15 protein-coding genes and 1 pseudogene are annotated in these 19095 nt (G+C 60.4%); 5 read left to right on the forward strand and 11 right to left on the reverse strand.

Annotation, left to right across the window (positions count from 1 at the left end):
- Positions 1–4: 4 nt before the first annotated feature.
- The 7 genes and pseudogenes from aroB to pilM form a co-directional block, all read right to left on the reverse strand.
- Entirely contained in the window at positions 5–1105 is a 1101-nt protein-coding gene (gene aroB / locus BFC21_RS16650) for a 3-dehydroquinate synthase (protein WP_088378417.1), read from the reverse strand.
- Positions 1106–1261: 156 nt separating this feature from the next.
- Positions 1262–1780 carry a shikimate kinase AroK gene (gene aroK, locus BFC21_RS16655; RefSeq protein ID WP_029611693.1) on the reverse strand — a complete coding sequence of 173 codons (519 nt, stop codon included), beginning with the start codon at positions 1778–1780 and terminating at the stop codon, positions 1262–1264.
- Between the two features lie 4 nt (positions 1781–1784).
- Positions 1785–3010: pseudogene (locus BFC21_RS16660) on the reverse strand (type IV pilus secretin PilQ); the annotation flags it as partial.
- 110 nt (positions 3011–3120) lie between these two features.
- Positions 3121–3648, reverse strand: a complete 528-nt coding sequence (locus BFC21_RS16665; protein ID WP_088378419.1) for a pilus assembly protein PilP — start codon at positions 3646–3648, stop codon at positions 3121–3123.
- Positions 3645–4265, reverse strand: coding sequence for a type 4a pilus biogenesis protein PilO (locus tag BFC21_RS16670; protein WP_088378420.1), 621 nt, complete (start codon positions 4263–4265; stop codon positions 3645–3647). The genes BFC21_RS16665 and BFC21_RS16670 overlap by 4 nt, the downstream gene beginning before the upstream one ends.
- Positions 4265–4831 carry a PilN domain-containing protein gene (locus BFC21_RS16675; RefSeq protein ID WP_088378421.1) on the reverse strand — a complete coding sequence of 189 codons (567 nt, stop codon included), beginning with the start codon at positions 4829–4831 and terminating at the stop codon, positions 4265–4267. The genes BFC21_RS16670 and BFC21_RS16675 overlap by 1 nt, the downstream gene beginning before the upstream one ends.
- Positions 4831–5757, reverse strand: coding sequence for a type IV pilus assembly protein PilM (gene pilM / locus BFC21_RS16680; protein WP_120266380.1), 927 nt, complete (start codon positions 5755–5757; stop codon positions 4831–4833). The genes BFC21_RS16675 and pilM overlap by 1 nt, the downstream gene beginning before the upstream one ends.
- A 205-nt stretch (positions 5758–5962) precedes the next feature.
- On the opposite strand from pilM, the gene BFC21_RS16685 reads away from it, so the two are divergent.
- On the forward strand, positions 5963–8386 hold the full coding sequence (locus BFC21_RS16685; RefSeq protein ID WP_371914963.1) for a penicillin-binding protein 1A: 2424 nt from the start codon (positions 5963–5965) through the stop codon (positions 8384–8386).
- 42 nt (positions 8387–8428) lie between these two features.
- On the opposite strand, the gene BFC21_RS16690 is transcribed toward BFC21_RS16685, so the two are convergent.
- The 4 genes from BFC21_RS16690 to rpmE form a co-directional block, all read right to left on the reverse strand.
- Positions 8429–10459, reverse strand: a complete 2031-nt coding sequence (locus tag BFC21_RS16690) for a lipase family protein (RefSeq protein WP_120266381.1) — start codon at positions 10457–10459, stop codon at positions 8429–8431.
- A gap of 205 nt (positions 10460–10664) precedes the next feature.
- Positions 10665–11933, reverse strand: coding sequence for a malic enzyme-like NAD(P)-binding protein (locus tag BFC21_RS16695; protein WP_088378425.1), 1269 nt, complete (start codon positions 11931–11933; stop codon positions 10665–10667).
- Positions 11934–12115: 182 nt separating this feature from the next.
- Complete coding sequence (locus BFC21_RS16700) at positions 12116–12943, reverse strand: thermonuclease family protein (protein ID WP_088378426.1); 828 nt, start codon at positions 12941–12943, stop codon at positions 12116–12118.
- A gap of 5 nt (positions 12944–12948) precedes the next feature.
- A complete protein-coding gene (rpmE, locus tag BFC21_RS16705) occupies positions 12949–13176 on the reverse strand; it encodes a 50S ribosomal protein L31 (protein ID WP_016783180.1) in 228 nt (75 codons plus the stop codon).
- A 215-nt stretch (positions 13177–13391) separates the two neighbouring features.
- Between rpmE and BFC21_RS16710 the strand changes: the two genes are divergently transcribed.
- The 4 genes from BFC21_RS16710 to hslV all read left to right on the forward strand — a co-directional run bounded on the left by BFC21_RS16710 (position 13392) and on the right by hslV (position 19059).
- Positions 13392–15611, forward strand: a complete 2220-nt coding sequence (locus BFC21_RS16710) for a primosomal protein N' (RefSeq protein WP_120266382.1) — start codon at positions 13392–13394, stop codon at positions 15609–15611.
- A 242-nt stretch (positions 15612–15853) separates the two neighbouring features.
- Positions 15854–17590, forward strand: a complete 1737-nt coding sequence (gene argS, locus BFC21_RS16720) for an arginine--tRNA ligase (protein ID WP_088378429.1) — start codon at positions 15854–15856, stop codon at positions 17588–17590.
- 1 nt (position 17591) lies between these two features.
- Complete coding sequence (locus BFC21_RS16725) at positions 17592–18284, forward strand: SPOR domain-containing protein (RefSeq protein ID WP_016783177.1); 693 nt, start codon at positions 17592–17594, stop codon at positions 18282–18284.
- A 244-nt stretch (positions 18285–18528) separates the two neighbouring features.
- Positions 18529–19059 carry an ATP-dependent protease subunit HslV gene (gene hslV, locus BFC21_RS16735; RefSeq protein ID WP_016783176.1) on the forward strand — a complete coding sequence of 177 codons (531 nt, stop codon included), beginning with the start codon at positions 18529–18531 and terminating at the stop codon, positions 19057–19059.
- Positions 19060–19095: the final 36 nt, after the last annotated feature.

Below are 19095 nucleotides of genomic sequence, written 5' to 3' on the forward strand. Positions count from 1 at the left end.
CTTATTAACCTTTAAGCTGAGCCAGCGCGCGGTAATCCGCACCCAGCGTGGCTTGTAGAACCTCTTGTGGATAATCGTCAGTCACTGTGGCTTCGCCCATGCGGCGCAACAGCACCAGCCGCATACGACCGTCGATCACTTTTTTATCTACTGCCATGTGTTGCATGAAGTCGGCCGGGGTCATTTCGCTGGGCGGCACTACTGGCAGGCCGGCGCGCTGAAAAATACGGATGCCGCGATCACGCTCCGCATGGCTGATCCAGCCCAGACGGGCGGACATTTCCAGCGCCATCACGGTGCCCGCAGCGACGGCCTCACCATGCAGCCACACGCCATAGCCCATATGGGTCTCGATGGCATGGCCAAAGGTATGCCCCAGGTTGAGCGTGGCACGCACGCCCGACTCGCGCTCATCGGCGCCGACCACTTCGGCCTTGGCCGCACACGAACGCTGGATCGCGGCCGTCAGGGCAGCCTGGTCCAGAGAACGCAAGGCATCCATGTTGTCTTCTAGCCAGGTCAGGAACGGCTCGTCGCAAATCAGGCCGTACTTGATGACTTCAGCCAGCCCTGCGGACAGTTCGCGGGCCGGCAGGGTGTTGAGGGTCTGGGTGTCGATCAGCACCAGGTTGGGCTGGTAGAACGCACCGATCATGTTCTTGCCCAGCGGATGGTTGATGCCGGTTTTGCCGCCCACCGACGAATCGACCTGGGACAGCAAAGTGGTCGGCACCTGGATAAAGTCGACACCACGCTGGTAACAAGCCGCTGCAAAACCGGCCATATCGCCGACAACGCCGCCGCCCAAGGCAATCACGGTAGTGCGTCGGTCATGACGGGCAGTGAGCAGGCCATCGAAAATCAGCTGCAGGGTTTCCCAGTTTTTGAACGACTCGCCATCGGGCAGGATGATCGGCAATACCGAGAACTGCGCAAGGCTACGGGTCAAGCGTTCAAGATAGAGTGGCGCGACCGTGGTGTTGGTCACAATTGCCACCTGGCGACCGGCGATGTGCGGAGCCAGCAACTGCGGCTGATCCAACAAACCTTCGCCAATATGAATCGGGTAGCTACGCTCGCCTAGATCAACCTTCACTGTCTGCATGAAACCCCGCGTTGAAGCACGGCGCCAGCGCCCTGCTTCGCAATTATCAAGTGATGGCACGCCGTAAAAAGGCATGCTCGGCGCCGAGAATAGCGCATTTCGTATCGCACTTTAATGGTCTTGCGAGCGCTTCGCCGCCCCTCGCCTCGCCAGGTGCTAGCGGGGAGGCAGCTGGGCCAGACGCTCAAGAATGTCGAGCACCACCATGCGCGGTGGCCGTTCATCGGTTTCAACCACCAGGTCGGCGATTTCCCGATAAAGCGGGTCGCGCACGGCCAACAGGTCGCGCAGGATTTTTTCCGGGTTGGCATTGCGCAGCAATGGCCGGTTGCGGTCACGGGAGGTACGCGCCACCTGCTGTTCGATGGAGGCGTGCAAATACACCACACGCCCGCCATTGCGCAGCGCCTGCCGATTTTCCGGGCGCATGACCGCGCCACCACCGGTGGCCAGAACAATGCCGTTCTCATGGCACAGCTCGACAATCATGGCTGTTTCACGATCGCGAAAGCCCGGCTCGCCTTCTTTATCGAAGATCCACGGGATATTGGCACCCGTGCGCACTTCAATTTCCTTATCGGAATCTTTGAACGGCAGGTGCAGCTCTTTGGCCAGCAAACGTCCGATGGTGCTTTTTCCAGCCCCCATTGGCCCAACAAGAATCAAATTTCGCACAGAATCAATGACTCACAGCAATCGCCTGGTTGTTCATGATACGCGGAGTCAGGAACACCAGCAGTTCGGATTTTTTTTCCAGGACAACGTCTCTATGGAAAAGTCGGCCAACATACGGCAGATCGCCCAAAAATGGCACTTTATCTACCACTTTGCTTTGAGTTTTTGAGAACACCCCCCAATCACGATGGTTTCACCATCCTTGACCAACACCTTGGCCCTGACCTCGTTCTTCTTGATGGGCGGTACATCCTGCAACCGGCTCATGTAATCAGGCTCATCCTTGGTCACCACGACGGCCATGATGACGCTGTTGTCCGGGGTGATTTGCGGCGTCACCTCCAGCGACAGCGAGGCCTCCTTGAACGAAACCGATGTAGCGCCGGTTTTGCTGGCCTGTTGATAGGGAATTTGCGTGCCTTTGAGGATTTTGGCGGTTTCCTTGTCTGCGGTAACCACTTTGGGCTGCGAGATAATTTCGCCATTACCGGTTTTTTCCATGGCCGTCAGCTCCAGGTCCAGCAGCACATTGTTGGTCACAAAGGCGATGCCCAACCCCGATGAGTTGCGCGAAACCCCCAGGTCGACAAAAGGCGCGCTGGCGTTGCCGGGCGCAGCCCCTGACTCCAGTGGCTGGGTGATGCCGCTGGCACTCCACAGGCCGCTGTTGCTTGACGCCCCACCCCAGCGAACACCCAGGCTTTTTTCGAAGTCCACTCCCGCCTCGACAATCCAGGCCTCAATCATCACCTGGCGCACCGGCACGTCCAGTTGGGCCACGATGCGCCGCAGCTCATCCAGCCGTTCACTGGATTCGAAGGCAATGATGTTATTGGTGCGCTCGTCCACCGTGATCGTGCCCTGCCCCTCGAGACCGGCCTGACCGCCGGTCACTGACTGAAACAGCATGACAATATCTGCCGCCCTGGCGTAATTGACCTGCACCAGCTCCCGACGCAAAGGCGCAGGCTCTGGCCGCTCGCGGGCGGCGATCTCGTCCAGGGGCGCGACCCACAGCACATTACCCTCAAGGCGCTTGCCCAGGCCCTTGCTGCCAAGCACCAGAGCCAGCGCCTGATCCCAGGGCACGTCCTGCAAACTGAGGGTGATACTGCCTTTCACGGTGTCGCTGACCATCAGGTTGAACCCGTTAAAATCCGCCAGCGATTGCAGCACCGTGCGTACTTCAAGGTTCTGCACGTTCAGGGACATGGGTTCGCCCACATAGCTCGCGACGGATGAAGGCGCGGCCTGCACGGCCGCCAGTGTTGCCTGCGAATTCAGCGCACTCCATAGCGCCAGTACGCAGACCGGTGAAATCCTTTTCATGTGTTTATCCGTTAAGACTGTTGTTTTAAAGGGATCGTCAGGGACCTTTCCAGCCAGCCGCCCCGACCATCGGGAATCAGTTCAAATACTTCAATCTGCTGCGCCTGGATCAAGGCAATCTGACCATTGTTGCGCCCCAGGTAATCGCCCACTTTCACGCGGTGAATACCCCCATTGACCCGCAGCAAGGCGCTGGCCTGCGACTCACTGGACAGCACGCCAACCATTTCAAACTGCTCCAGATCAAAGCCTTCCAGAAGCTGCCGGGGCCGGTCCGCATCAAGCTCATCGCCAGCCAGGCTGACCTGCCAACTGCCGCCCCCTTGCCCCGCGATGGCCTGGAACGGATTGCGCAAAGCCATTGCATCGTAGGTAAACGCAGGCGCAGCCGTGATCATGGGGAGCGGCTCAATGGTTGCGCTGGCATGCCCCGGCGTGTCCTGCAAATAGCGGTGCAGCTCGGCGGCACTCTGGGAGCTGTCGCACCCCGCCAGGCCTGCCAGCAATCCGGCGCCAAACACCCGCCAACCCACACTCACGGGGTCAGCCCCTGGTCATGGCTGCGGTAGGCTCTTGCCAGCAGCGTCATGCGCAGCTGACCGTCGCCTGTACCGCTGCTCGGCGCAAGGCTGAGGTCATGCACGGTGACAATGCGCGGCAGGCTGGCCAAGGCACTGACGAAAAGCCCAAGCTCGTGATAGCCACCCACAAGGGTCATGTGCAGTGGCAGCTCGGCATAGAACGTTTGCAGGACTTCGGGGAGCCACTGAATGTGCTCGACCAGCAGACCATTGCCCTGGCCCAACCGCGAAACCTCATCCAGCAATTCGGGTACTTGTGCCTGAGCGGGCAACTGAGCGTGCAACCCGTCGAACCCGGCTTGCAGCCTGTGTACTTGCAGCTCATAGGCCTCCAGGCCGGCCACCTGTGCGGCCCTGGACTCAAACGTCGCCTTCAGCGTGGCTTGTGCCTCATGCAGCTGGTGCAAGCGTGCCACCGACACTTGAAGCAGCAGTGCATAGCCCGATATCAGCAGCAGGCCCAGCCACGCCAGGGCCACGCTTGCCTTGCGCGCTGGCGACCAGGTTCCCGCGTTGGCGGGGTCCAGTTCCCGCAGGTCGATACTGCGCAGGCTGTCGAGCCAATGCGCAGGCATCACAGCGCGCCCCCGGCAGGGGCATGCCGGGCTTCACGCACGGTCATCTGGAACAGTCGTTCCTGCCCCCCCGCCTGGGCAGGGTCTGCCTTGACGTCATTGAGTTGCGGTGTTTCCAGCCAGTGCGAAGCATCGAGATTGCGCATCAGCTGGGCGACAAGGGTGTTGGTCTGGGCAACCCCCGTGATGACGATGGTGCCCTCGGTCATTTTTACGTCGGTGAAATACACCCCCTCCGGCAAGCTGCGCGCCAATTGTTCCAGAATGATCCCGCTGCTCGAGCGGCTGGCCTGCAGCGCCCCTATTGTTTGCATGCGCTCAAGCAATTGCTCCCGGCGCACCTTCAACTGGTCGATCTGCTGCGCACGGCCATCGAGCTGGAACGTGGCACTGCGGATCAGATCATTGCGCTCCAGCTGGCGTTCTACCAACGTGTCAATAAAGTGATCGGCAGCAAACAGCCCCGCCACGGCCAATACAGACAAAACCCCCAGCACCACCAAAAAACGCCTGCGCCGCTGTTCACGCAACAACGCGCGCCAGGGCAACAAATTGATTCTCGCCATTAATCGAACCCCCTCAAGGCCAGGCCGCAGGCAGTCAACAACAGCGGTGCATCGCAAAGCAAGGCTTCAGGGGTAAGTGTGGGGGTATGGTCCATCTGTATAAACGGGTTGGCGATGCGGGTTGGCGTACCCAGGCGAGACTCGACCCGCCGTGCCAGCCCCGGAACCACGGCCGCCTCGCCGGCCAATACGATCAGGCCCACAGGCCCAAACAGCTCAAGTTCGTGCTGCAGATGCTCAACCAGTGTGACTTCGAAGGCATGCGCCCCTGCCAGCTCCCGGGAGTAGATGACCCGCCCCTGCTGCACAATACTCAATACGCCCGCACGGGCTGCACCGTCGACCACCGCCACGGCTACGTCCCGGGCCAGGCCTGCGGTCATGGCGCCAACGCCCCGCCCCAGGGCATGGCTCTGCACAGCGACCACGCGCGGGATCAGTCCGGCACCGGTCAAGACCGAACGGTGCCACTCCAGCGCCTCCTGGCGACATGCGCCCATCAGTACGTTGACCCGCCCGGGCTGGCTCGACAAGTGCTCCAGCACCTCGAAATCCAGCGCCATGTCATCCAGCGCACAAGGGATGTGCTGCTCTGCCTCAAGGCGCACATGCAGCTCAAGCTCGACCTCGCTCAAGCCTGCCTCCACCTCCAGGGTTTTGCAGATAACCTGCCCGTCAGGCACCGCGATAATGGCATCACGGGCCATCACTGCTGCCTGTTCCAGCACCCTGACAAGCACTGGCACGACACTTTTGGCTTCGGCGCCGGTCAGATCATCCATAAGCCCGGCTGGCAAGGGCTCCATTGCATAGCCCTGGAGCTTGAACCGGCCCTGTGAACGGCTCAGCTCGACGATTTTGATCGCTTGCTGGCTGATATCTACGCCGATGCAGCACTGGCGTGCTTGAGCAAATAATCCGGGCACCTTTGTTTTCCCTAATGCAATCCGTCACTTACGGAGGGTAAAAAATGAGATCCGTGCAAAACCTGTTCTGACATGCGGCTCATGACGTTCATGAGCGAAAAATGCTTATAATGCCGGGCGTTTTTTCCGTATCGTCGACCCGGCGCAACTGCGCACTACCCTGACGTGCAAACCCATTTCTTGATCTGGAAATCCAAAAGCCTTGATTCGTCTGCTGAAGTTTTTCGGGTGGTCTTTCGTTGCCGTGTTCTGCGGGCTATTGCTCGTGTTGAGCGGCGCGTTTCTCTATCTTAGTCCTGGCTTGCCGTCCGTAGAGTCGTTGAGAAGCATCCAGTTGCAGATTCCTTTGCGGGTCTACACCAGCGACGGAAAGTTGATCGCAGAGTTTGGCGAAATGCGCCGCTCACCGATCAAGTTCGCCGACATTCCGCCCAATTTCATCAACGCCCTGCTTTCTGCAGAAGATGACAATTTCGCCAATCACTACGGGGTAGACCCCAGCAGCCTGATGCGTGCCGCCACGCAGTTGGTAAAAAGCGGACACATACAATCAGGTGGCAGCACCATCACCATGCAGGTGGCGAAGAACTATTTCCTCTCCAGCGAGCGCAGCTTTTCGCGCAAGACCAACGAAATCCTGCTGGCCCTGGAAATCGAACGCGAGCTGACCAAGGACGAGATCCTTGAGCTGTACGTCAACAAGATTTACCTGGGCAACCGCGCCTACGGTATCGAATCCGCGGCCCAGGTTTACTACGGCAAGTCGATCCGTGACCTGAGCCTGGCGCAAATGGCGATGATCGCCGGCCTGCCCAAGGCCCCTTCGCGGTTTAACCCGCTGGCCAACCCGGTGCGCAGCAAAGAGCGCCGCGACTGGATCCTGGGGCGCATGTACAAGCTGGGTAAAATCGATCAGGCCAGCTATGAAGCGGCCATCGCCGAGCCGGTAAACGCCAGCTACCATGTGCCAACCCCGGAAGTGAGCGCGCCCTATATCGCTGAAATGGCCCGTGCCGAAATGGTCGGTCGCTATGGCAGCGACGCCTACACCGAAGGTTTCCGCGTAACCACCACGGTGCCAAGCGACCTTCAGGAACTGGCCAACACAGCCGTGCATGAAGGCCTGATTGCCTATGACCAGCGCCACGGCTACCGCGGCCCCGAATCGCGCCTGCCGGGCAAGACCCTGGCCGCATGGACCCAGGAACTGGCCAAGCAGCGCCCGATCAGCGGCCTTGAGCCGGCCATCGTGACCCAGGTCGACAAGGACGGCATCCAAGTACTGACCCGCACCGGTGAAGCCCACGTCTCATGGAACACCATGAAATGGGCGCGCAAGTTCCTCAATACCAACAGCATGGGGCCGATGCCCAAGCAGCCTTCGGATGTGGCTCAGGTCGGTGACCTGATTCGCGTTCAACCCCAGGCCGACGGCAGCTACAAATTCAGCCAGGTGCCTACCGTACAAGGCGCGCTGGTATCGCTGGACCCGGATAACGGCGCCATTCGCGCACTGGTGGGCGGCTTCGCCTTCGAGCAAAGCAACTACAACCGGGCGATGCAGGCCAAGCGTCAACCAGGTTCGAGCTTCAAGCCGTTCATTTACAGCGCCGCCCTGGATAACGGCTACACCGCCGCCACCCTGGTCAACGACGCACCGATCGTGTTTGTCGATGAATACCTGGACAAGGTCTGGCGCCCGAAGAACGACACCAACACCTTCCTCGGCCCGATCCGCGTGCGTGAAGCACTGTACAAATCGCGCAACCTGGTCTCGATCCGCCTGCTGCAAAGCCTGGGCGTGGACCGCACCGTCGACTACATCAGCAAGTTCGGCTTCAACAAACAGGACTTGCCGCGCAACCTGTCGCTGGCGCTGGGGACTGCAACCCTGACGCCAATGGAGATCGCCACTGGCTGGAGCACATTCGCCAACGGTGGCTACAAGATCACGCCGTACCTGATCGACAAGATCGAAAGCCGCAACGGCGAGACCCTGTTTGTGGCCAACCCGCCAAGCGTGCCCAAAGACGCCAGCAAGGACGTACCGCCCGAAGCTGCAGCGCTGACCGTCGACACCATCAATGCCGCTCCCGGCCTGCCAACAGTGGAAACACAAGCGGTAGCCGAACGGATTGTCGACGGGCGCACCACTTACATCCTCACCAGCATGCTGCAGGACGTGATCAAGCTCGGCACCGGCCGCCGCGCCCTGGCGCTGGGCCGCACAGACCTGGCGGGTAAAACCGGTACCACCAACGAATCCAAGGATGCCTGGTTCTCCGGTTACAACGCCGATTACGTCACCACTGTGTGGACCGGTTTCGACCAGCCCGAGAGCCTGGGCCGTCGCGAATACGGGGGCACCGTCGCCTTGCCGATCTGGATGACTTACATGGGTGGCGCGCTCAAGGGCAAGCCTGCCCACACGCAGCCAGAGCCCGAAGGCATCCTCAGCTTGCGCATCGACCCGTCGAGCGGGCGTATTGCCTCGCCAGGCACCCCGGGCGCCTACTTTGAACTGTTCAAGAGCGAAGACACACCGCCGACCAACAGTGAACTGGGCAACAACCCGGCACCGGGCAGTCCGCTGCCGGCGGATGATGGAGCTCCAATAGATCTGTTCTGATAAACAGAGCGGCAAGCCCTTAAAAGCTTGCCGCTTGCCACCTCAAGCAAGCATATGCCCCTGGGGCAACCTGTCTTCGAGCAACTCATCAACAGGCGCCAGGGCCAACGGGTCAATACGCGTACTTTCGCTGTGAGCCTCCCAGCGCACCAGGCTTTGCGCCAGGGCCTCGGGATGCAGCGCAAACCGGCCAAACACATCCGCCTGGCTGGGCACTTTAAATCTGAGCGTGTACAACTGCTTGCGGGTCTGATGGACATTGCCCATCTCGCGCATCAGCAGGTTCATGGTGTGCACCTGCGCCTCAAAGCTGCTGCGCGTACGCGCCATTTCCTCACGGTATTTAACCCGTAGCTGTTGCGCCAGATGCTCAAGGGCCTGATCCACAAACAGCACTTCGCGTTCTGTCACCAGCGAGCGCCGGGCCTGCTGTGCTTGCTGGCTGCGGCGCAAGACCGCCCAACAGCTGGGGATATAACTGTCGAGCATAAACTGCTGGCCAATCTCGACCCGTTGCTCAAGAAGCCCGTCAACCTCTGGCAGCGCGCTTTTTTGTTCAAGCACCGCCTGGCTCAAGGCATGCTGGGTGACGGTATCGCTTAACGGCTGCCACAGCACATGGGACACCTGGCCTTGAGCAAACTCTACAGGCATGAAGTGACGCAAGGTGCCGTGGTGCTGGTACGGCTCACCGAGCAAACGGCTCAGGCCGGCCACAAACACGCCAAACCCTGCAGGCACGCCAGTAAACGTCATCAGCGCCCCGGCACCGTAAATAGACAGCCGCGTGCTCATCCAGCTCCCCGGCACACTGGGCACCGGGTCGTTATGGTTGACCATACGCTGATGCACCAGCCCCCGGGCGGCGCTGACAAACGTCGCGTCGGCTGCCCGCGGTGCGCCGTAGGAATACAGCTGCACTTCGCACGAGCGCCGCAGGCGCAGCATTTGCGCCAGGATCAAGGCAACGGCACCGCCCAGGCTATGGCCACAAATCAGCACTGGCTGCCCGGCATGGAATTTATCCATATAGGCCTCAACCAGCGTACACGCCTGCCTGGCCGCGTCGTAAAAGCCGCGATGCACCTTGCCCTCGCCTTCTGCAAACGGCACTTGCAGCGCATCAACATCGCGTACGAAGTCCGACCATGCACAGGTGCCGCGCACAACAACCAGCATAAGGTCATGGTTATGGGTGACGAAGGCCTGGACATCAGGGCCTGCTGGCCCCAAGCGTATGTCATCCCGGAAATGGACCGTGGCCGCAGTCTCCTGAGCCGCTTGCGAATGCGGGTCATTGGCCGGGTACAGCACAGGGTCGAAGGGCACAATTTCCAGACGCCTTGAATACGCCACATTGTCATACAAGGGGTAATACGATTTTGCCTGCTCGGGGCTGACCTGCCAGTCCCCCATGCTCCGCTCCTCATCGAAGCCCCAGCTACGCGGCCTGCCTTTTGAATCACCAAAGGGGCAATCACTCAACGTGGCCATCAACGCCAATTGGTAGAGGTTAAGCGCACAGAACTGCGAGTCGGTTGACAGCAACGGGCACAAGGCTCGCAAAGGGCGAACCTCCAGCACGGTTAAACGGCCACAGGCCAGGGTGACGCCTGGCGCCCAGCAGCGCGGCAGGTACGCGCTATCGACCACAGGGGGCAAGTGCGAAACATGCTCAACCAGATGCCGGACTTCAACCTGAAAGTAGTCGGCATCAGTGTCGACAGATGCCGGCCTGGTCTGCGAGCGTTCGCCGGCCGTGTTGAGCCAGCGGGTCTGTTCGGCCCTGACCTGAAGTTCGGTGATGTGAAGCGGGTAATGCGGGCGGTCCATCAACCGCGAATACACTGCACGACTGCGGTCGTGGGCCTGCGTAAACCTAATGGCAACAGGCTCGGCAATCTGCTTGCCAGCCTTGCCTGCCCCGTTGGCATCCAGATAGCCGTGGTGTACTTGCCCGTACCGGTCGACCAGCTCATAGGCCAACCCTGCATAGGGCGCGCCTGCGCCATGCTCATCAATCAGTTGAAAGCGGGTGTCGCGACAAGGGTGTGGGCGCCAGGGTTTGAACATCCATGCTTCCTAAATAAAGAGGGCACACTTCTGAACAAAGTCTCCCCCAGGACAAAGGACTGAAGCTAACGGATGGCTGACCGAATAAATGTAGGACGATTCCTATTACGCTAATGGACTTATCTTGATTTCAGGTTCACTGCCAGAAAAGCAAAAACCCCGATGCCTCAACAGCATCGGGGTTTTAGTGTGACGCTATACGGACTTAGCCGTTGAAGACGTCATCCACGCTTTTGAGCGGGTAGTTTTTCGGGTACGGCAGGGTTGCCACACCGGTCTCGATGGCAGCCTTGGCCACTGCATCGGAGATCAGGGTGATCAGGCGTGCATCCATTGGTTTCGGGATGATGTATTCACGACCGAATTCCAGCTTGATGCCGCCGTAAGCGTCACACACTTCCTGTGGCACTGGCAGCTTGGCCAGTTCACGCAGTGCGTTGGCTGCAGCGATCTTCATTTCTTCGTTGATGCGCTTGGCGCGAACGTCCAGGGCACCACGGAAGATGAACGGGAAGCCCAGTACGTTGTTGACCTGGTTCGGGTAGTCCGAACGGCCAGTGGCCATGATCACGTCGTTACGGGTGGCGTGAGCCAGTTCCGGGGAGATTTCCGGGTCCGGGTTCGAGCACGCGAACACGATCGGGTTAGGCGCCATGCGCAGCAGGTCTTCAGCGCTCAGCAGGTTTGGACCCGACAGGCCGACAAACACGTCTGCGCCGTCCATAGCGTCAGCCAGGGTGCGCTTCTCGGTGGCGTGGGCGAATGCCGACTTGTACTGGTTCAGGTCGTCACGGCCGGAGTGGATCACACCGGTGCGGTCGATCATGTAGATGTTTTCGATGGTTGCGCCCATGCTCACCAGCAATTTCATGCAGGAGATGGCGGCAGCACCGGCGCCCAGGCAAACGATCTTGGCGTCAGCCAGGGTTTTGCCAGCGATTTCCAGGGCGTTGATCATGCCGGCCGCGGTCACGATAGCGGTGCCGTGCTGGTCATCGTGGAATACAGGGATATCGCACTGCTCGATCAGAGCACGTTCGATCTCAAAGCACTCGGGTGCCTTGATGTCTTCGAGGTTGATGCCGCCGAAGGTGATGGAGATGCGTTTTACGGTGTCGATGAAAGCCTGTGGGCTCTCGGAATCAACTTCGATGTCGAATACATCGATACCGGCAAAGCGCTTGAACAACACGCCCTTGCCTTCCATAACAGGTTTGGAGGCCAATGGGCCGAGGTTACCCAGGCCCAGAATAGCGGTGCCATCAGAGATCACGGCTACCAGGTTGCCCTTGCCGGTGTACTTGTAGGCCAGTTCAGGGTCGCGGGCGATTTCGCGCACTGGTTCGGCTACACCCGGGCTGTATGCCAGCGCTAGATCGCGGGCAGTAGCGGTAGGTTTGGTAAGCTCGACACTCAGTTTGCCTGGACGTGGCTGGGCATGGTATTCGAGAGCGGCAGTTTTCAAATCAGACATGTGGGCATTCCGCTTTTTTTGCTGTTGGACAGACGAATCGCCGAGCATACGCGTGTCGCAAAGTCCCGACAAGACTGACCAGTCAGCAGTGTCAAGGCCTTTACCTTACGACTTTGGCCCAAGAGCCGCGCCCCACAAGGGCTAGAGTGTCCACAATCTACATTTAAAATTGTCTACAATTTTTAGCGCGCAATGACTTTCAGCATCCCCGGATGAGTCAAAGGCAACATCCAGCGCGCCTGCCCTGCCTTCGCGCCTGCGCGCCGGGAACGGTCCAGCACCCAGCCTCTGGCCTCGATTTTGGCGCCTTGCAGACTGGCAAGTTGCTTTTGGTTGAAGCTGGCCAGTTGCCTGGGACCAATATGCAGAACCAGGCCGCCCTGCAGATCGATCCAAAGCCCGCCCTGATTGCGCCGGACCTGACTGACCTTATCCCCCACCAGGGCAAAACCCGAGCGGCGTATCTGTTGTGGCGCCAGCACCGGCGACTGTCGCCAAAGCCCCAGGCGAGCCTTGCGCGCACTGCGCTCAGCAGCCTGCTGACAGCCAAGCAGCGCCACATTCGGCGCGATTGCCACCTGATACCCCAGGCCTTCAGCCAGCAAGCGGGCCTCAAGGTTGCTGCCATCGGCACCAAACACATGGGCCAGCGTGCGGCCATAACGGTCCCTGGACTGTTTGCCCGCCAGCAACCCGACACGACCATTGCTCTGCGCCACCAGCGTTTGCAGGCGCTTGCGCGCCGCGTCGGCAAAGGGTTCGGCAGACTGGCCCTGCTTACCGATTTCCGGGGCATTGAGGCCGATCATGCGCACGCTGCGGCCATCTTTAAGGCGCAGGGTGTCGCCATCGGTCACCCGCTCCACCGTGGCGTAGGTCACTGCGCCCGGTGCCGGGCACAGCGGCGCGGCCCAAGCACTGCCCAGCCAAATCGCAGGCACAAAAAAGGCGCCCGCAAGGGACGCCTTTTTCAATAACCTGGCCAGACCCAAAAGCCTGCCCAAGGTCATGCGCCTTACTCGGCGGCTTTTTTCGTAGCGCCGAAAGCACCGAAACGAGTTTTGAAGCGATCAACACGACCGCCAACGTCCAGAGTTTTCTGCTTACCGGTGTAGAACGGGTGGCACTCGTTGCATACGTCGGTGCCCAGTGGCTTGCACAGGTTCGAACGAGTTTCGAACTTGTTGCCGCAGCTGCAAGTTACCAGGATTGTTTCGTACGCTGGATGGATATCGGCTTTCATGGGGTATTCCTCTAGCGTGCCGCCACTCAACACCATTGTTGAATACCGCACGTAAAATTAGGGCGCCGATAATACCAGACCTTTGCATTGACGCAAGCGGCCAAGCATGCTCCACCTCAAATCATTCATCTTTCAGCGCCCGACCTTTTAGTCCCTAAGGGCTTTGTCTGCTAGGCTCCGGGCCATCTTTGCCGTTCATCACTTGAGAGCCCCGCGTGCCCGACGCCATTTTGCGCCTTGCCCTGCCTTCCCCCCTGCGCCGCCTGTTTGATTACCGGGCGCCTGCCGGCGTGCTGCGCAGTCAATTACAGCCCGGCATGCGCCTGCGGGTGCCGTTCGGGCGAAGGGAGATGATCGGCATTCTGGTCGAGGTGGTCGATCACAGCGAAGTGCCGGCTGACAAGCTCAAACCTGCTATTGCCCTGCTCGACGCCGTGCCTCCGCTGCCCGCGTCCTTGTTCAAGCTGTGCCTGTGGACCTCGCAGTATTACCAGCACAGCCTGGGCGATACCTTGAGCTGGGCACTGCCGGTGTTGCTGCGCCAGGGCGAACTGGCCGAAACCCGCCAGGAACGGTTCTGGCAGATTGCCCCCGGCGCCCGCCTGGACGACCCCCGCGTGGCCCGCGCCCCGCGCCAGCGTGAAGCCCTGGCCACCCTGGCCCAGCACCCCCACGGCGTGGCGCATCAACTGTTAAGCAAGTTGATGCTGAGCAAGGACAGCCTCGACCTGCTGCTGGCCAAAGAGCTGGTCACGGTCGAGATTCGCCGCCATGCGCCCAGCGAGCGCCACGAACACTGGCTGGCCCAGCCCGAACTGCCGCTCAACAGCGAGCAGCAGGCAGCCTATGAAGCCATTCGCGCAGGCTTCGACCACTTCCATGCCTTCCTGCTGGCCGGGGTCACCGGCAGCGGCAAGACCGAAGTGTATTTGCAGTTGATCCGCGAAACCTTGCAGGCCGGCAAGCAGGCGCTGGTGCTGATCCCCGAGATCAACCTTGGCCCGCAAACCCTGGCCCGCTTCGAACAGCGCTTCAATGCCCGTATCGCCCTGGTGCATTCGGCGGTCAACGATCGCGAGCGCCTGGAAAGCTGGCTGGCGGCACGGGATGGCGAAGCCGACATTATTATTGGTACCCGCTCGGCGTTGTTCACCCCGATGAAAAACCCGGGCCTGATCATCATCGACGAAGAACACGACGGTTCCTATAAACAGCAGGAAGGTTTGCGCTACCACGCTCGCGACCTGGCGCTGGTGCGCGCCCGACAGGAAAACATCCCCATTGTGCTCGGCTCCGCGACGCCATCACTGGAAAGCCTGCATAACGCCTACACCGGTCGCTACGGTTTGCTGCGCCTGAATGAGCGCGCGGGCGGAGCCAAACAGCCACGTTTCCTGCGCCTGGATGTAAAAAGCCGGCCACTGGACAGCGGGATTTCCGGGCCGATGCAGCAAGCCATCGGCCAGACCCTCGCAGCAGGCCAGCAAGTACTGGTGTTCCTCAACCGTCGGGGCTTCGCGCCCACCCTGCTGTGCCATGACTGCGGCTGGATGTCGGAATGCCAGCGCTGCGATGCACGCATGACCGTTCATCAGCGCTCCGGCGAACTGCGCTGCCATCACTGCGGCTATGTCGAGCGCGTACCGCGCAACTGCCCGCAGTGCGGCAAAGTCGACCTGCGGCCAGTAGGTGCCGGGACTGAGCGCGCCGAAGAGCGGTTGGGGATTCTCTTCCCCGACTACCCGGTGCTGCGGGTCGACCGCGACAGTACCTCGCGCAAGGACGCGATGAACCAGCTGTTTGCCACAATTCAAAAAGGCCAGCCGTGCATTCTTATCGGCACGCAAATGCTCGCCAAGGGCCATCACTTCCCCCGGGTGACGCTGGTGTCGATTCTGGATGCCGATGGCGGCCTGTTCTCCGGCGACTTTCGCGCCAGCGAGCGCATGGCCCAGTTGATCGTGCAGGTCGCGGGCCGTGCCGGGCGTGCCGAAGAGCCGGGCAAGGTAATTATCCAGACCCATCTGGCCGACCACCCGCTGCTGATCCAACTGACCGAGCAGGGTTACTTTGCCTTCGCCGAACAAGCCCTGAGCGAGCGCCGGGCAGCGGGGCTGCCGCCTTTCGCCCACCTGGCGCTGCTGCGTGCCGAAGCCCACAAACCCGGGCAAGCCGAGGGTTTTCTGGATGAAGCCTGCAGCGAGGCCGAACGCCTGCTGGGCGAGCTGAGCCTGGGCGGCATCGAGCTGCTCGGCCCCGTGCCTGCGCCAATGGAGCGCAGGGCCGGACGCTATCGTGCTCAACTACTATTACAAGCCAACGCCCGCGCACCGCTGCACCGCTTGCTCAGCCAATGGCTGCTGGCCCTTGAGCAAATGCCCAGCGGTCGCCAGGTGCGCTGGTCGCTGGACGTGGACCCGGTTGACCTTTATTGAGTCACCTCATGACACCCGTGGGAGCGGGCTTGCTCGCGATACAGACGACGCGAAGCAACTGGAAAACCGCAGCGATGCCATCGCAAGCAAGCCCGCTCCCAGCGTTTTGAAGTAATAACCGAACACCGCAGATCCATAACCCGCCTGCTAAGGTTGGCAAGGCCGACCCGGCAACGGATAATACCCAGTTTTTCCACCTGCGCACTGAAGCGCTACCGCGCTTGCGGTCGAAAGAGAAGACCATGAAAGACACCATTCGCCAGCTTATTCAACAAGCCCTAGCTCAACTCGTCACAGAAGGTGTGTTGCCTGAAGGCCTGACGCCAGCGATTCAGGTGGAAAACGCCCGTGACAAGACCCACGGCGACTTCGCCAGCAACATCGCCATGATGCTGGCCAAGCCTGCCGGCATGAAGCCCCGTGACCTGGCTGAAAAAATCATCGCCGCCCTGCCGGCCGATGAGCAGATCAGCAAGACCGAAATCGCCGGCCCGGGCTTCCTGAACTTTTTCCAGAACACCCAGGCCCTGGCCTCGCGTCTTGATACCGCACTGGCCGACCCGAAAATCGGCGTGCGCAAGGCCACCCCGGCCATGCGTACCGTGATCGACATGTCCGCGCCCAACCTGGCCAAAGAGATGCATGTGGGCCACCTGCGCTCCACCATCATTGGCGACGGCGTGGCTCGCGTCCTGGAATTTTTGGGCGACGAAGTGATCCGCCAAAACCACGTTGGCGACTGGGGCACCCAGTTCGGCATGCTGATGGCCTACCTGGAAGAGAACCCGATCACCAGCGACGAGCTGAGTGACCTCGAAAACTTCTACCGCGCGGCCAAGAAACGTTTTGACGAGTCACCTGAATTTGCCGATCGCGCCCGTAGCCTGGTGGTCAAGCTGCAAGCTGGCGACCCGGACTGCCTGGCGCTGTGGACCAAGTTCAAGGACATCTCGCTGTCGCACTGCCAGAAAATCTACGAGCAGTTAAACGTAAAACTGACTATGGCCGACGTAATGGGCGAAAGCGCCTACAACGACGACCTGATCAACGTGGTCAACGATCTCAAGGCCAAAGGTATGCTGGTCGAGAGCAACGGCGCCCAGTGCGTGTTCCTCGACGAATTCAAGAACGCCGAAGGCGAGCCGCTGCCGGTCATTATCGTCAAGGCTGACGGCGGCTATCTGTACGCCACCACTGACCTGGCGGCCATCCGCTATCGCAGCGGTGTATTGAAAGCCGATCGCGCCCTGTACTTTGTCGACCAGCGTCAGGCTCTGCACTTCCAGCAAGTATTCGCAGTTGCTCGCAAGGCCGGCTTCATCACCCATCCGATGGAAATGGAACACATGGGCTTCGGCACCATGAACGGCGCCGATGGCCGTCCATTCAAGACCCGTGATGGCGGTACGGTCAAACTGATCGACCTGCTCAACGAAGCCAAAGAGCGTGCCTACACGCTGGTTAAAGAGAAAAACCCGGAACTGCCTGAAGACGAGCTGCGTGCCATTGCCAAAGTTGTCGGGATTGGCGCGGTGAAATACGCCGACCTGTCCAAGCACCGTACCAGCGACTACAGCTTCAACTTCGACCTGATGCTCAACTTCGAAGGCAATACCGCGCCTTACCTGCTGTACGCCTACACCCGCGTTGCAGGCGTGTTCCGCAAACTGGGCAAGGGTTTTGAAGAAGTTCAGGGCCAGATCGTGCTTGAAGCCCCGCAAGAGCAGGAACTGGCCGCCAAACTGGCGCAGTTCAGCGAAGTGCTGAACAACGTGGCCGAAAAAGGCACGCCGCACACCCTCTGCACCTACCTGTACGAAGTGGCCGGCCTGTTCTCCAGCTTCTACGAGAACTGCCCGATCCTCAGCGCCGAGGACGAAGCACAGAAACAAAGCCGCTTGCGTCTGGCGGCACTGGCAGGCCGTACCCTCAAGCAAGGCCTGGAACTGCTGGGCCTGGAAACCCTGGAGCGCATGTAAGTTGGCCGCCAAGAAAAAACCAGCCCCCAAGCGCGGCGCCAGCCGGTATCAGGCGCCCGCCAAAAAGCCGATCCCGGGCTGGCTATGGATGGCCATCGGCCTGACCGTGGGCGCCTTTATCGTGTTTCTGATGAAGCTCGAACCCGGCCAGGGCGATGACGTCAAACGGGTCAAGCAGGAGCAGCAGAAAGCCACGAAAGTGGCCGAAGCCAACAAGACCGCGCCCAGCCCGACCCAGCCGGCCAAGCCCAAGTACGACTTCTATACCTTGTTGCCCGAGTCTGAAGTGATCGTGCCGCCGGAAGCCGTGCCTGAGAAGACCCCGCCTACACCGCAAACTGCGCCGCTAACACCGGTAACGCCGGCCGAAGCAGCGAAAATCGATACCGTGCGTGCCCAGGCCGCGTTGAACGGCCTGACCCCTCCACCTGCGCCGCCGGTTGTCAAAGCAGCGCCGGTGACCAAGTTCTTCCTGCAGGCGGGCTCGTTCCGCAAACAGGCGGATGCGGAAAAAGTACGGGCACAAATCATCCTGCTGGGCCAGACCGCTACGGTTGAAGCTGGCACAGTGAAGGACGAAACCTGGTACCGGGTGCTGGTCGGCCCGTTCAGCAATCGCGACCAGTTGACCGTGGCCCAAAAGCAATTGGCGGGCGGCGGCTTCAACAACTTGTTATTGCAACAGCGCCGCTGATACCAGCCGCTCCCACGGGGTTCCACTACCCCCCTGTGGGAGCAGGCTTGCTCGCGATGGCATCACCGCGATCAGCCTGACACTGCGGGGCGCCGGCATCGCGGGCAAGCCCGCTCCCACAACACCCTCGCCAAATCCTGCCTCCCCGTTCATCCCCATTCCCTCCCCGCTGTTGAAAAATCCGCGACAACCCCCATATGTATTCCCATCAGGCATTTTCGCCCCGCTGCGTGGAGACTCTCCCTTGACCACCATCGTTTCAGTACGCCGCCACGGCAAAGTCGTCATGGCTGGCGACGGCCAGGTTTCCCTGGGCAATACCGTAATGAAAGGCAACGCGAAAAAAGTCCGTCGCCTCTACCACGGCCAGGTCATCGCCGGTTTCGCCGGTGCCACCGCTGATGCATTCACCCTGTTCGAACGTTTTGAAGGCCAGCTTGAAAAGCACCAGGGCCATCTGGTTCGCGCCGCTGTCGAGTTGGCCAAAGAATGGCGTACCGACCGCTCGCTGAGCCGCCTGGAGGCCATGCTGGCCGTAGCCAACAAGGACGCATCCTTGATCATCACCGGTAACGGTGACGTGGTTGAGCCAGAAGACGGCTTGATCGCAATGGGTTCGGGCGGTGCATTCGCCCAGGCAGCGGCCCGCGCCCTGCTGATGAAAACCGAACTGTCGGCCCGCGAAATCGCCGAAACCGCCCTGGGTATCGCTGGCGACATCTGCGTGTTCACCAACCACAACATCACTATTGAGGAGCAGGACCTCGCTGAATAAGACGTCTGCCGGGCTGGCCTGCCAGCCCGTATGTGA

The sequence above is a fragment of the Pseudomonas sp. TMW 2.1634 genome, from assembly GCF_001703595.1.
Classification (GTDB): Bacteria; Pseudomonadota; Gammaproteobacteria; order Pseudomonadales; family Pseudomonadaceae; genus Aquipseudomonas; species Aquipseudomonas fragi.